At 56.4% G+C, this 12,587-nt stretch carries 11 protein-coding genes and 1 tRNA gene; 1 reads left to right on the top strand and 11 read right to left on the bottom strand.

Annotation, left to right across the window (positions count from 1 at the left end; genetic code table 11):
• Positions 1-28 precede the first annotated feature (28 nt).
• From PO881_RS12600 to PO881_RS12585, 4 genes are all read right to left on the bottom strand, one after another.
• Entirely contained in the window at positions 29-1,489 is a 1,461-nt protein-coding gene (locus PO881_RS12600) for a mannitol dehydrogenase family protein (RefSeq protein ID WP_280171873.1), read from the bottom strand.
• A gap of 44 nt (positions 1,490-1,533) precedes the next feature.
• Entirely contained in the window at positions 1,534-2,817 is a 1,284-nt protein-coding gene (locus PO881_RS12595; protein WP_101763341.1) for an MFS transporter, read from the bottom strand.
• An 84-nt stretch (positions 2,818-2,901) separates the two neighbouring features.
• On the bottom strand, positions 2,902-3,912 hold the full coding sequence (locus PO881_RS12590; protein WP_280172899.1) for a Zn-dependent oxidoreductase: 1,011 nt from the start codon (positions 3,910-3,912) through the stop codon (positions 2,902-2,904).
• 208 nt (positions 3,913-4,120) lie between these two features.
• A tRNA-Asn gene (locus PO881_RS12585) sits at positions 4,121-4,196 on the bottom strand.
• A gap of 306 nt (positions 4,197-4,502) precedes the next feature.
• On the opposite strand from PO881_RS12585, the gene PO881_RS12580 reads away from it, so the two are divergent.
• A complete protein-coding gene (locus tag PO881_RS12580; RefSeq protein ID WP_192411521.1) occupies positions 4,503-5,624 on the top strand; it encodes a Gfo/Idh/MocA family oxidoreductase in 1,122 nt (373 codons plus the stop codon).
• A 77-nt stretch (positions 5,625-5,701) separates the two neighbouring features.
• Here PO881_RS12580 and yegS read toward each other — a convergent pair whose 3' ends face one another.
• From yegS to vapB, 7 genes are all read right to left on the bottom strand, one after another.
• Positions 5,702-6,601: a lipid kinase YegS gene (gene yegS / locus PO881_RS12575; protein ID WP_110866633.1), complete on the bottom strand. Its 900-nt coding sequence runs from the start codon at positions 6,599-6,601 to the stop codon at positions 5,702-5,704.
• A 249-nt stretch (positions 6,602-6,850) separates the two neighbouring features.
• Positions 6,851-8,218: a tRNA 5-hydroxyuridine modification protein YegQ gene (yegQ, locus tag PO881_RS12570; RefSeq protein ID WP_280171872.1), complete on the bottom strand. Its 1,368-nt coding sequence runs from the start codon at positions 8,216-8,218 to the stop codon at positions 6,851-6,853.
• Between the two features lie 145 nt (positions 8,219-8,363).
• The gene (gene baeR / locus PO881_RS12565; RefSeq protein ID WP_101763346.1) at positions 8,364-9,071 is read right to left on the bottom strand and encodes a two-component system response regulator BaeR; all 708 of its coding nucleotides are present in this window, start codon (positions 9,069-9,071) and stop codon (positions 8,364-8,366) included.
• Positions 9,072-9,080: 9 nt separating this feature from the next.
• Positions 9,081-10,466, bottom strand: a complete 1,386-nt coding sequence (gene baeS / locus PO881_RS12560; RefSeq protein ID WP_101763347.1) for a two-component system sensor histidine kinase BaeS — start codon at positions 10,464-10,466, stop codon at positions 9,081-9,083.
• Entirely contained in the window at positions 10,463-11,869 is a 1,407-nt protein-coding gene (gene mdtD / locus PO881_RS12555) for a multidrug transporter subunit MdtD (protein ID WP_280171871.1), read from the bottom strand. Before mdtD ends, baeS begins: the two co-directional genes overlap by 4 nt.
• Before the next feature lie 16 nt (positions 11,870-11,885).
• Positions 11,886-12,284, bottom strand: a complete 399-nt coding sequence (locus PO881_RS12550; RefSeq protein WP_061717750.1) for a type II toxin-antitoxin system VapC family toxin — start codon at positions 12,282-12,284, stop codon at positions 11,886-11,888.
• Positions 12,284-12,517, bottom strand: coding sequence for a type II toxin-antitoxin system VapB family antitoxin (gene vapB / locus PO881_RS12545; RefSeq protein ID WP_101763423.1), 234 nt, complete (start codon positions 12,515-12,517; stop codon positions 12,284-12,286). Before vapB ends, PO881_RS12550 begins: the two co-directional genes overlap by 1 nt.
• Positions 12,518-12,587: the final 70 nt, after the last annotated feature.

Raw genomic sequence — 12,587 nt, 5'->3', positions numbered from 1 at the left:
CGTCTGCGCTACACATTTGTGCAGGCGCTTAGCCTTGTGTGACGAGGCTTTGAACGGTGGCGCGCGCGCCCTGTTTAACCAGTTGCTGATAGAGTTCAGTCACGCGTGAGACAAAGGCGGGCTGCTGCTGCAGATCGTCACCGAACACGGCGTTGAGGCTGAGCAACGCCTTAACGCGTGGCGCACCGTCCTCACTGTTTGCCACAATGTCCGCCAGCTGATCTTTCAGCGGATCGCGAATCTCCATGGCCTGACCTTGCTCATCCACGCCGCTGACGTAGCGCATCCAGCCCGCCACGCCCAGCAACACGAAATCGCACGAGGTGCCATTGCGCAGATGCCAGCGCGCGCTATCCAGCAGGCGCTGCGGCAGTTTTTGCGTGCCATCGGTGGCGATTTGATAGGTACGATGTTTGATGGCGCGATTCTCGTAACGCGCAATCAGGGAATCAGCGTAGGCTTCGAGATCGACGCCTTGCGTGCGCAGCGTCGGCGCCTGATCCTGCAACATCAACGCGCGCGCCGCCGCACGATAGCTGGCATCCGCCATGCAATCGCTGATGTGTTCATAACCGGCGAGAAAACCGAGATACGCGAGGAACGAGTGGCTGCCGTTGAGCATCCGCAGCTTCATCTCTTCGAACGGCAGCACATCGCTGACCAGCTCAGCGCCCGCGTTTTCCCACGCCGGACGTCCGTTAACGAAGTTGTCTTCGATGACCCACTGGAAAAACGGTTCGGCTTCAACCGCCACCGGATCGCGGCTGCCTAAACGTTCCGCCAGCGTGTCGAACGCGGCATCGGTCATGGCCGGGACGATGCGATCAACCATGGTCGAAGGGAAGGTGATGTGCGCCTGGATATATTCAGCCAGCGCAGGGTTGTGGCGCGCGGCCAACTGGGTGATCACGTTGCGCGTGACATGGCCGTTTTCCGGCATATTGTCGCAGGACATCACGCTAAACGGCGGCAAATTGCGTTCGCGGCGGCGGATAATGGCCGCCAGAATCAAGCCGGGCAGCGAACGTGGCTCACCAGGATGAGCGAGGTCGTGCACAATATCGGGATGATCGGGATTGAGCTTGCCGCTCGACGGCATGTAGCAATAACCTTTCTCAGTTACGGTCATCGAGACAATCGCCACGTCCGGCTGGCTCATCGCCTCGATCACCGCCTCAATGCCGTCGCCTTTGCCATGCAGCGCTTGCGTCACCACGCCAATCACCCGCGTGTGTAAACTCTCATCCGCCATTTCGGTTAGCGTGTAGAGCAGATCCTGCTGATGCAGCGCCTGAATCAGCGTGCCGCTGTTGAGATTCACTTCGCAATAGCCCCAGTCGCTGCCCTGAGCGGCCAGCTTATCAGTCGCCAGCGCCTGATGCGCGCGGTGGAAGGCGCCAAAGCCGATGTGCACCATGCGGGTTTTGAGTTGGCTGCGATCGTAAGCGGGACGTTGGACATCAGCGGGGAGGCGTTCAAGCTCTAACATAGTCATTCCTTTTAGCAAATGGGGCGCTCAGCGCCCCATGAGAATTATACTGAAACCGGTTTATTGGTGGCTTTAGGTTCACGAATCACCAGCAGCACCAGCAGCGCACCGACGCCGGCTACCGCACCCGCGAGGATAAAGGCGCTGTCAAACTTACCGGAGTGCTGCACGATGAAGCCGGTCACCACCGGGCCGATCACGCCGGACAAGCTACCAATCAGATGGATAAAGCCACTGATGCTGCCGACACGGCTTTTGTGCACCACGTCCTGCACAATCGCCCAGTAAATTGCGCCGGTGATGTAGAGGAAGAAGATCGAGATCGACATCATGATCACCGCCGAGTTGACCTCTTTTATCGTACCTGCCAGCGCCACGCAAATCGCCGCGGCGGTAAGTGAAACCACCAGCACAATTTTTCGGGAAAGCAGCAGCTTGCCGGTGATGTTGAAAATCTTATCGGAGATCCAGCCACCCAGCGCCAGGCCCACGAAGCCAACAATCCACGGGATCATGGTGGTGATGCTCATCGCTTTGATATCGAGGCCGTGCGCCTGCACCAGATACGCCGGGAACCAGCTCAGGAAGAAGAACAGAATGTAGTTGTAGCAGAAGAAGGCAAAGGCGGTGACCAGAATGATCGGCTGGCGCAGATAAAAGCCTAACCCGTGCGCGGCGCCGCTTGAGTCGATCACGTCGGCCGGTTCTTCGGCTTTCAGTTTTTCTACTAAAGCACGCTCTTCTGCTGATACACGCTTACTTTTCGCCGGATTATCTGACGCGAAGAAGAACCACAGCGCCAGCCAGACGAAGCCAATCGCGGCGATCACTACAAATGCCGGACGCCAGCCGAACGACAGCGCCAGATAGCCAACAATCGGACCGGCAACCGCGCCACCCAGCGGTGAACCCGAGCTGAGTAAGCCCATTGCGGTGGCGGCCTGTTTTTTCGGGAACCAGCCGTTAATGGCTTTGTTCGCTGAGGCAGAGATGGGGCCTTCCGCCATGCCAAACAGCACGCGCAGAATCATCATCGACCAGAAGCCAGTCGCCATCGCGGTCAGGCCGCAGAACAGCGACCACATGCCAACGGCGGTGCCGAGCACGATGGTCGGGCCAAATTTATCCGTCGCCAGGCCACCGATGAAGTTAAACAGGGCATAACCGAAGAAGAAGCTGCCGAAAATCATGCCGAACTGCTCGGCGTTGATCATCAGGTCTTTTTCCACCAGCGGTACCGTCAGAGAGAGGGCGATACGATCAAGGTAGTTGATCATAAACACCAGGAACAACAGCAGTACGAGGGTCCAGCGCAGGTTCTTAAACATAGAAACTCCGTCATCGTCATTTTTTATAGTAATAATGCCGGCGGGTAAGGGACCGGCATGGGGACACCTGGTGTGCGGGTTAACTTAACCCATTTGTAGGATCACTTTGCAGCAGGTGCGGGGATCTTTTTCGAACAGCGTCATGGCTTGCTCAACGTCTGCCAGCGGGAAATAGTGCGTCACCAGTTTCTCCGGCTGGATCTGGCCTTGCTCAATCCACTCAATCACCTGCGGGAAGCGATTGCTGTTGAGACGCGAGGTGAACAGCGACAGCTCTTTGCTGGTGAGACTTTGCTGCGTGATGCTGCACGGCTCGCCAGAAAAACCCAGCAGGCCGATACGCGCCGCCGGTGAGGCGAGGGCGGCGGCTTCTGCCAGGATCGAAGGGTGACAGGCGGCGTCGATAATCAGCGTTGGTTGCAATCCTTCCAGCTGCGCGGCGAGCGGAATTTCGCTGTTGTTGAACACCTGATCGGCACCGTTTTCCTGCGCCAGCGCCAGCCGTTCTGGCAGACGATCAACCACCAATACCTGTTCAACGCCATACACGCCTTTCAGCACCTGAATGGCGGTAAGGCCCATTGGCCCCGCACCGTAAATCAGCGCCACATCGTTTGGCTGTGGTTTGAGGAAGGCGGTGATATTGGCCGCGATGGTGAAAGGTTCGACCATGCTGGCGAGTTTGTCGGGAACGCTATCCGGCAGGTGGAAGGCGTTTTTTGCTGGCGCCACGGCATATTCGCTAAAGCCACCGTCGCGGTGCACGCCAATCACCTGCAACGCTGTGCAGACGTTCGGGCGACCAATCGAGCAGGGATAGCAGTGACCGCAGCTGACCACCGGATCGACCGCCACACGTTCGCCAATGCGGCTGGCGGCAACGTCATCGCCGACCGCATCAATCAGGCCGAAGAATTCGTGACCAATCACGCGCGGATATTTAGCGAAAGGATTGTGGCCATGCCAGATATGCACATCGGAACCGCAGATGCTGGCAAATTGCACCTTCACGCGTACTTCACCTGCAGTGGGTTGCGGCAGCGGACGCTCTGCCACTACCAGTTCACCCGGTTGCTCAATCACTACACTTTTCATCATCTACTCCAACGGGAATGCAATGATGAAAAAATACGCGCACTAATACTACCATACAAGTCGGCGTTAAAGAGTTGTGAAGAGAATCACAGAGGAACAGTTACGTAGGGGCGCCATTCATGGCGACCAGGGAATCACGGCCACCCTAAATGGCGATGCTGAAATGACAAAAACCCGCTCAGGTTTCCCTGAGCGGGTTTTTTAAATTTGGCTCCTCTGACTGGACTCGAACCAGTGACATACGGATTAACAGTCCGCCGTTCTACCGACTGAACTACAGAGGAATCGTTTGAACGGGGCGCATATTATCGAGCGGCCCTCGCCTTGTCAAAACTCTTTTTCACAATTCGTTCTGACTGCTGAATAAAGCGTCAATTGCGCGCTATGAGCGGACTCAGCGCGGCAAAATCACGACTGATACAAGCTCTTTTGTGACGATGATCACCATCTCTATGCAAAATTACATTCTGATTTGTCGATTTTGTCAGATACCTCGCATGCATGATCACAGATATTTCATTTCGCCGTTGTCGGGGCCAAAAGCGAAACATATATTCCAGATCAACTCTTAAGCGAATGCGGGAATAGTCATGAACAAAGTCAGAATTGGAATGATTGGCAGTGGTTACATCGGTCGTTGTCACGCGATTGCTTACGCTCAGGCACCTACAGTTTTTGCCCTGAAAGGTGAGATCGTGCGTGAAATGCTGGCGGAAGTAAACTCAGAGCTGGCAGCAAAACAGGCGGCAACTTTTGGCTTTGCCCGTTCTACTGGCGACTGGCACGAGCTGGTGCGCGATCCGAACATCGATGTGGTTGATATCTGCGCGCCAAACTTCCTGCATAAAGAAATGGCACTGGAAGCGATTCGCAACGGCAAGCACGTTTACTCTGAGAAACCGCTATCGCTATCAGTGGCCGATGCGGAAGAGATGGTACAAGCGGCGCAGCAGGCCGGCGTTAAAACGCTGGTCGGCTTTAACTACATGAAAAACCCCACCAGCCAACTGGCGCGCGAGATTATCGCGCGTGGTGAAATCGGCGATGTGGTGCACTTCTACGGCACGCACAATGAAGATTATCTGGCACGGCCGGAAACGCCGCTCGATTGGCACTGCCAGAAAGCGTTGGCCGGATTAGGCGCGCTTGGCGACCTCGCTGCGCATATTGTGAATATGGCGCACTATTTGGTCGGTGATATTGAAGAAGTCAGCGGCGATATGATGACGGTGATTAAAGAGCGTCCGGATCCGAAGGATGCTTCACGCCTGCTGCCGGTGGAAAACGAAGATCAGGCCAGCGCCTTGCTGCGCTTTAAAAACGGTGCGCACGGCGTGTTTGAAACCTCGCGAATCGCCTGCGGCAGCAAAATGGGCCTGACGTATGTGGTCACCGGTACCAAAGGCACGCTGCGTTATACCCAGGAACGTATGGCCGAGCTGGAGCTGTATATTCACGATGAACCGGCAGGCCGCCAGGGTTTCAAAACCATTTTGACCGGTCCGGCGCATCCGGATTACGCCAATTTCTGCGTCTCTGCCGGGCACGGCATCGGTTTCAACGATCAGAAAACCGTCGAGATTCGCGATTTAATCAATGGCATTGCCGCTGGCGATCGCATGTGGCCAGATTTCGCCGAAGGATTGCAGGTGCAGAAGGTGCTGGAAGCTGTTGCGGTTTCCGCACTGGAACGCCGCTGGATGAAAGTGTAATTACAGTTAACTGAATAACATCGTAGCGGCGCAATGTATTGCGCGCCGTTGAAAGCGCGCCGCTACGGTAATGTGCATTAAGCAAGTAACGGGCATTGCGGCGGCAAACGGCAGCTCAGTGCGCCCGCCATCACTTCAATCTCAAACTCACTTCCCGTCAGCGGTTCGCCATCCAGATTAAACGTCATCTCATGGGGTGAACGGATGGTGAGCGACTGCAGCTGCGCCGTGACGATATTCGGATTTTCATCATCACGCGTCAGCGAATGCAGCAACGTTGGCAGCAGCTCTTGCGCGGTGACGATGCTGAGATTGAGCTGTCCATCATTGATCAGTGCATCCGGGCAGAGCTTTTGTCCGCCGCCAGCCTGACGTCCATTGCCAATGCCAATCACCAGCGCATCGCCTTGCCAGTTAAAGCCGGGGCCGCTAATTTCGCAGCGATCCGGTTTCAGCGCATCGACGCGCATCAAACCATGAATAAAGTACGACACGCCGCCGAGTGCCGATTTCAGCTTTTCAGGCGTTTCGGTGGTGATGCGCGTGCCAAATCCGCCGGTCGCCATATTGATAAAGTAGCGATCGCCGTTCACGCGCGCCAAATCGATAGCCGTGGCTTTTCCCACCAGCGCGAGACGTAAAGCCGGTTCCATCCCTTCAGGAATACCGACGCTGGTGGCGAAATCATTGGCGGTGCCGAGCGGTAAAATGCCCAGCGCCGGACGCTGCTGCTCGGGCAATCCCGCCAGCGCGGTGGCGATCTCATTGATGGTGCCATCACCGCCGCCAGCCACTACGGTTTCTGCCTGCAAAGCGACCGCTTCTTGTACATAACGATCGCCATCACCTTTTTCCCAGGTGACGCGCACCGCCAGATTAAAGCCTTCATCACGCAGCGTATTCACCGCAGCGCGCAAATCTTCATTACCTGCGCCTTTCCCGTTGAGGATCAGCAGCGTCAGCGGTTTGTTTTGCATTATCAGTTCCTTGATGCTAGAGACAGAGCACTGGTTATAGCATAGCTGGGGAGAGAACTTTATCGGCGGGCGACGAAAAAATCGGTGGGCGATCAAAAAAGAAAACCCGCACGGGGGAGCCGGGCGGGTGAATGAGGTGGTTCCTGGTACTACCTGCTTTTATTCTTACTCGTTAGCAGCAGGCGAGATTCTAAAGCGAGGCGAAGAAAGGGTCTGTGATCCTACTCTAACTTCGCCATTTTCTTTTCTTTAAGTGCGATTTTTCCCATGTGGATTGTAGGTGCTGTTGCCATCGGTGAAGTTACGCAACAGCAGGGCAAAGGCGAGGTTGACCGATTCCGGGACCGGGATCCACACGCGGTGTCCATCGCCTGGCGCCACGCCCACCGCCGATCCTTTATCGTTCTGCATGGTTTCCAGCGTGCAATTGAGGTTGCCTTCGGGCGTCATGATCTCGACAGAATCCCCGAGCATAAACTTATTCTTTACCGCAATCTGCGCCCAGTCACCGCGACGTTCGCCGGTGAATTCGCCGACAAACTGCTGGCGCTCGGAGATGGAGAATCCTTGCTGGTAGTTCTGATAGCTGTCATGGGTATGACGACGCAGAAAGCCTTCGGTGTAACCGCGATGCGCCAGACCTTCCAGCGTCTCCAGCAGCGCTGGGTCGAAGGGTTTACCCGCAGCGGCATCATCAATGGCACGGCGATAAACCTGCGCGGTGCGCGCGCAGTAGTAGAAGGATTTGGTGCGGCCTTCGATTTTCAGCGAGTGCACACCCATTTGGCTAAGACGTTCAACGTGCGCCACCGCGCGCAAATCTTTTGAGTTCATGATGTAGGTGCCGTGTTCATCTTCGAAGGCGCTCATCACCTCACCCGGCTTCATCTTCTCTTCCAGCAGGAACACCCGGTCAGTGGTGGCGCCGACGCCCAAAGTCGGCTCCTGCACCTTAACCGGCTCATGGAAACCGACGATATTGCCCATCTCATCCTGCTTGCCTTCTTCCACTTTATATTCCCAGCGGCAGGCGTTGGTGCAGGTCCCTTGATTCGGATCGCGTTTGTTGAGGTAGCCCGATAGCAGGCAGCGGCCGGAGTAAGCCATGCACAGCGCGCCGTGCACGAAGATCTCAATCTCCATTTCCGGCACCTGCTGACGGATTTCGGCGATCTCATCCAGCGATAGCTCGCGTGAAAGAATCACGCGCGTCAGCCCCATCTGCTGCCAGAATTTCACCGTGGCCCAGTTGACCGCGTTGGCCTGCACCGACAGATGAATCGGCATCTGCGGAAAGGCTTCACGCACCAGCATAATCAAGCCGGGATCGGACATGATCAGCGCGTCCGGCTGCATGGCAATGACCGGCGTCAGATCGCGGATGAAGGTTTTCAGTTTGGCGTTGTGCGGGGCGATGTTGACCACCACGTAGAATTTCTTACCGAGCGCATGGGCTTCATTGATGCCCTGCGCCAGAATCTCGTGGGTGAATTCGTTGTTGCGCACGCGCAGGCTGTAGCGCGGTTGGCCAGCGTAGACGGCATCAGCGCCGTAGGCAAAGGCATAGCGCATATTCTTCAGCGATCCCGCTGGAGAAAGCAGTTCAGGTTTTAACATGGATTTTCTCACTGATGTCAGGTCAGCATGCCATCGTGGATGGCAGGTGCAGCGGCCGCATTATACGGCCCTGCAAAAGGTGGGGAATTGTAGGCAGGCCCGCACCCGATGTAAATTGACCTGGATCAATGTAAGCCGTTGCAGGCTACAGCAAGCGGCAGACGTCCGCTTCCCAGCGATACCCCATGCCGTACACCGCGCGGATAAACGGCTGTTCCGCATCGAGGCTTTCCAGCTTGCGGCGCAGGTTTTTGATGTGACTGTCGATAGTGCGATCGGTGACTACGCGGTAATCGTCGTAGAGATGATTGAGCAACTGCTCGCGCGAGAACACTTTTCCCGGCTCCAGCGCCAGCGTTTTCAGCAGACGAAATTCGGCGGGCGTCAGCTCCAGCTGTTGTTCACGCCAGCTGGCCTGAAAGCGGCTTTCATCAATATGCAAAGGCGATTCCTGCTGCGCCTCTTCCGGCGAACGTTTGACGCGGCGCAAAATGGTTTTGACGCGCGCCACCACTTCACGCGGGCTGAACGGCTTGCAGATGTAGTCATCCGCGCCGATTTCCAGCCCCAGCAGGCGATCAATCTCCTCGGTGCGCGCGGTCACCATGATGATCGGCAGTTCCGAGAAACGGCGAATTTCGCGGCACAGCGTTAAGCCGTCGCGGCCGGGCAGCATCAAATCCAGCAGCATCAGGTCCGGCGGCGTGTGCTGAACATAGCTCAACACCGCGTTACCGTCGGCAATGTGGTGCGTGCGATAGTTGGACGCCTGCAGATAATCAATCATCAGCTGCGCCAGTTTGGGTTCATCTTCTACAACAAGGATCAGAGGATCGCTATTTTCCGGGCTCATAAGTGGCGTCTAGTGAGGAACATACGGCAAGTTTAGCGTGATTTGCAGTCCACCTAAATCAGAGTGATCCGCACTGATGCTGCCGTCATGCGCTTCCACGATGTTTTTACAGATCGCCAGGCCAAGCCCAGAGCCGCCGCTGGCGCGATTGCGTGAACTTTCCGCGCGGAAAAATCGTTCAAATAATTGTGCCTGATGGGCCGGATCAACGCCCGGCGCGCTATCCGCAAACCGCAGTTGCCAGTTTTCGCCCGCCAGCTGCATCGAGAGCTGCACCGCGCCACCGCTGTCGGTGTAACGCAGGCTGTTTTCCAGCAAATTGGTGAACAGCTGCATCAGGCGATCGGGATCGCCAAAGCTCTCCGCCTGCGCGGGTAACGCCAGATTAAGAGCTAAGCCGCGGCTGCGATAGCGTTCGCCGAAGCTGCCGGCCACCACTTCCAGCAGAGTGACCAGATCAACCGGCTGCTTGCGATAGGCGAGGGCGCCTGCGTCAGATAATGACAGCTGATGCAGATCCTCCACCAGTTTCGTCAGCACCACCACTTCACTTTGCAATGAACTGATGGCTTCCGGCGTCAGCTTGCGCACGCCATCCTGCATCGCTTCCAGCTCACCGCGCAGAATCGCCAGCGGCGTGCGCAGTTCATGGGAGATGTCGGCCATAAAGGCGCGGCGGTTGCTTTCGTTCTTTTCCAGCGAGCTGGCAAGCTGGTTGAAGTCGCGGCCCAGTTGGCCGAGTTCATCGCTGCTGCCGACTTCCACGCGGGTAGCGAAATTGCCCGCCGCCAAATGGTGCGTGCCATCCACCAGCCGTTTTACCGGTGCCAGTAAACCGCGCGCCAGCAGCCAGGTGACCAGCGCGGCGAGTAACCCGGTCAGCGCCACAATCATCCAGCTGGTGCGTCGCTGCTGCTGATCAAAGTTGATGTCGGTGCTGCGCGTCAGACGTTCTGCCGGTGAGGCAATCACCCAGCCAACAATTTTGCCGTTGCTGGTGGTGATATTGCGCCGGGTACCTTCCGGCGGCACCGGCTGGCGCGGCCCTGACAGCACTTTGTATTGCTGATCGATAATCCAGAACTGCGTGCGCCAGCCGTGCGGCGGTAACTGATTCACGCTGCCCGGATTCTGCTCCAGCGAGCGCAAAATAGAAAAAATCAGCTTGTCATTGCTGCGCAGAAAATCCCAGCTACCGTGCTGTTCATACTGATCGGCCAGCGCATCGCTCAGCAGGGTTAAGCGCTGCTCGTTGCCTTTTTTGATGTAATCCACAAAGCCGTGCTCAAAGCTGAGCCGCACGCCCCAATGCATGGTGATGATCACCAGCATGCAAGTGGAAAAAATCGCCGCAAACAGCTTGGCGCCAATGCCCCATTTTACCGGCCGCTTCATCCTTTGCTCCTGCCTCTAAGGTCAACGTTTTTACTGACATCCTTCGGTACGCGCCAGAACACCAGCGCCGGCAGCGCAATCACCAGCGCCATGCACAGATAGGTGTAAATGAAGGTTTGATGCGCCGCCGCGCTGTCGGCTACCACGCCGTGGCCAAATGAGCCCAACAGCAAACCGGCCACGGTGACGCCAATACTCATCGACAGCTGCATGATCATCGATAACAACGAGTTGCCGCTGGAAGCCAGATCGTCCGGCAGTTCCTTTAGCGTCAGGGTATTCATCGAAGAGAAGCGGATGGCGTTGACCATGCCCTGCAGCAGTAACACCACCGGCAGCAGCCAAATCCATCCCAGCAGCGCCACCAGCGGGAACAGCAGCACCACCAGCGCCAGCGCCAGGGTCGCGCCGACCAGCGCATTGCGATAGCCGAACAGGTTGACGATGCGCACCACCACGCGCTTAGTCCCCATATTGCCGAGCACCATTGGAATCATCATCAATCCGGCGTGGAATGGGCTGTAGCCGAGGCCGACCTGCAGGAAAATGGGCGTCATAAACGGCAGCATGCCGCTACCGATGCGGCCGGTAAAACTGCCGATCAGGCCAATTGAATAGATGCGGTTATCAAACAGTTTCAGGCTGAACAGTGCGTTATCGTTGTTGCGGCCGTGCATCAGGTAGAACAACAGCGAAAACACCCCAACCAGAATCAGTAAGCCGAGCAACAGCGGCGATCCGCCGGCGCTGCGCTGACCATCCAGCGCCATCGTTAAGGTCGCCATGCCGACGGCCAGCAGCACAAAACCGAGGAAATCGAAGCGCCGCGTCTGCATGGTGTAATTCGGCATCAGCGTCAGCGTGGCAATCGCACCAATGATGCCAACCGGAATGTTGATCAGGAAAATCCAGTGCCAGCTGGCGTACTGCACCAGAATCCCGCCCAGCGCCGGGCCAAGCAGCGGACCAATTTGTCCCGGCGTGGTGACGAAGGTCATCGCCGACATATATTGCTCGCGCGGCACAATTTTCATCACCGTTAAGCGGCCAACCGGCACCATCATCGCGCCACCAATTCCTTGCACCACGCGCGCCATAATCAGCTCATCGAGCGTGGCGGAGAAGGCGCACAGCAGCGAGCCGATGCTGAACAGCACAATCGCGCAGAAGAAGATATTGCGCACGCCAAAACGGTCCGCCAGCCAGCCGCTGATCGGCAACGTAATCGCCACGGTCAGCACATAAGAGACGATCACCGAGTGCATATTCAGCGGGCTGACGTTGAGATCGCGCGCCATCGACGGGATCGCGGTATTGACGATGGTGGTATCCAGCGCCTGCATAAAGAAGCCAAACGCGACGATCCACAGCTGCCAGCGCACGGTGGCGTTTTGAGGTGACATGCAGGTACCCGTTATGTCAGATCCAGTTTTCGCAGATCAGCCCATTCACGCGTGAAAATTCACGCAAATTATTCGATACCAACGTCAGGGCGGCACTGCGTGCATGAGCGGCGATGTGAAGATCGTTCAGGCCGATCGGCGTGCCATTTTTCTCAAGCTCTGCGCGGATAGCGCCATAGTGGAAAGCGGCTTTGGCATCGTAATTCAGCACATCAAGGCGTGAGACAAAATCTTCAACGGTACGTAGGTTCCGCTCAGGAAAGGCGCTCTTTTCTGAGCCGTGAAACAGCTCCGCCAGGGTGATCGTCGAGATAACCATCCGGCCGACATTGGCGTTGAAACGTTCGAGCACTTCAATCGGCCGCCGCTTGATGACGTAGATAACAATATTGGTATCCAGCATGTAGCGATGCATTAAAACGCTTCCCGCTCAGATTGTTCCTGCGAAGCACGCTCATCCATAAAATCATCGCTCACCGTCGGACCGTCGAGGAAAAAACTGTCCCAGGCGTTCTCTATGGGCGTGAGGATGCGCTCCTTGCCAATCGCTCTGACGGTGACGTTTTTTACATCATCAGGAAAACGAACGTCTGCTGGAATGCGAACGTTTTGTGTCCTGTTGCTGGTGAACACGGTACCTTGTGACATATAAACCTCCACAGTAATGAACGGGTTAAAGTTTACGCTCTTCATGCTACATAGCAAGCGTATGTAGCAG

The organism is Pantoea sp. SS70 (assembly GCF_029866845.1).
Classification (GTDB): Bacteria; Pseudomonadota; Gammaproteobacteria; order Enterobacterales; family Enterobacteriaceae; genus Pantoea; species Pantoea leporis.
The sequence above is the reverse complement of the archived record's forward strand: the minus strand, read 5'-3'. Positions and strand labels throughout refer to the sequence as shown.

Bases quoted from the DNA above. Each gene is read 5' to 3' on its own strand.
- PO881_RS12600 (WP_280171873.1), bottom strand. From the start codon at position 1,489: ATGTTAGAGCTTGAACGCCTCCCCGCTGATGTCCAACGTCCCGCTTAC.
- PO881_RS12595 (WP_101763341.1), bottom strand. From the start codon at position 2,817: ATGTTTAAGAACCTGCGCTGGACCCTCGTACTGCTGTTGTTCCTGGTG.
- PO881_RS12590 (WP_280172899.1), bottom strand. From the start codon at position 3,912: ATGAAAAGTGTAGTGATTGAGCAACCGGGTGAACTGGTAGTGGCAGAG.
- PO881_RS12580 (WP_192411521.1), top strand. From the start codon at position 4,503: ATGAACAAAGTCAGAATTGGAATGATTGGCAGTGGTTACATCGGTCGT.
- yegS (WP_110866633.1), bottom strand. From the start codon at position 6,601: ATGCAAAACAAACCGCTGACGCTGCTGATCCTCAACGGGAAAGGCGCA.
- yegQ (WP_280171872.1), bottom strand. From the start codon at position 8,218: ATGTTAAAACCTGAACTGCTTTCTCCAGCGGGATCGCTGAAGAATATG.
- baeR (WP_101763346.1), bottom strand. From the start codon at position 9,071: ATGAGCCCGGAAAATAGCGATCCTCTGATCCTTGTTGTAGAAGATGAA.
- baeS (WP_101763347.1), bottom strand. From the start codon at position 10,466: ATGAAGCGGCCGGTAAAATGGGGCATTGGCGCCAAGCTGTTTGCGGCG.
- mdtD (WP_280171871.1), bottom strand. From the start codon at position 11,869: ATGTCACCTCAAAACGCCACCGTGCGCTGGCAGCTGTGGATCGTCGCG.
- PO881_RS12550 (WP_061717750.1), bottom strand. From the start codon at position 12,284: ATGCATCGCTACATGCTGGATACCAATATTGTTATCTACGTCATCAAG.
- vapB (WP_101763423.1), bottom strand. From the start codon at position 12,517: ATGTCACAAGGTACCGTGTTCACCAGCAACAGGACACAAAACGTTCGC.